Origin of the sequence: Pseudoalteromonas sp. AOP7-A1-14 (genome assembly GCF_052376275.1) — a bacterium.
Taxonomy (GTDB): domain Bacteria; phylum Pseudomonadota; class Gammaproteobacteria; order Enterobacterales; family Alteromonadaceae; genus Pseudoalteromonas.
Genome location: NZ_JBQSVO010000268.1, coordinates 1 through 786, shown reverse-complemented (window position 1 = coordinate 786; position 786 = coordinate 1). Strand labels below are relative to the sequence as shown.

1 protein-coding gene is annotated in these 786 nt (G+C 39.3%); it reads left to right on the top strand.

Annotation, left to right across the window (positions count from 1 at the left end; genetic code table 11):
• Positions 1-786 (top strand): IS982 family transposase (locus ACT3RM_RS18040; protein ID WP_444511537.1); only part of this gene is annotated, 786 nt, incomplete at both ends.

The window sequence follows — 786 nt, the reverse complement described above, 5'->3', positions numbered from 1 at the left end:
TCGATGATTTTTGCAAAGTATTTATACCTCAATGGGAACAACAATTACTCGAAGATGGTACCCAAAAACGTCAGCGAGCAGGACGTATGACGACCAGTGAAATTATGACTATTGTCATCAGTTTCCATATGTCGCATCACCGTGATTTTAAAAATTACTATCTTGGTTATGTTTCACTTATGTACAAAAGTGAATTTCCTAACTTGCTCAGTTATACCCGATTTTTAGCCGTTATGCCGAGGGTACTTGTGCCGATGTGCGCCTATTTCACTTCGCTTAAAGGAAAGCCTACAGGTGTTGAATTCATTGATTCTACATGTATTAAGGTATGCCATAACATTCGTATACCCAGGCACAAAACCTTTGATGGAATAGCCCAGCGAGGCAAAGGAACAATGGGTTGGTTTTATGGCTTCAAGTTGCATTTAATTGTTAATCATCACGGTGAAATTGTTGCTGCAAAGGTGACAACAGGTAATGTGCATGATACACAGCCAGTGCGTGAATTAGCGAGCTGTCTGACGGATAAATTATATGGTGACAAAGGGTATTTAAGTAAAGCTTTAGAAGCCGATTTACTCGATAAAGGGGTAAAGCTCATTACGACGGTTCGCAAAAACATGAAGGCAAAAGCGATGTCACTATGGGATAGAGCGATGCTTTCAAAGCGCTTTATAATTGAAACAATTAATGACCAACTCAAGAATATATCCTTCATTGAACATTCGAGACATCGGAGTATGAACGGCTTTATGTTAAATTTAGTCGCTGGATTGGTGGCTTATT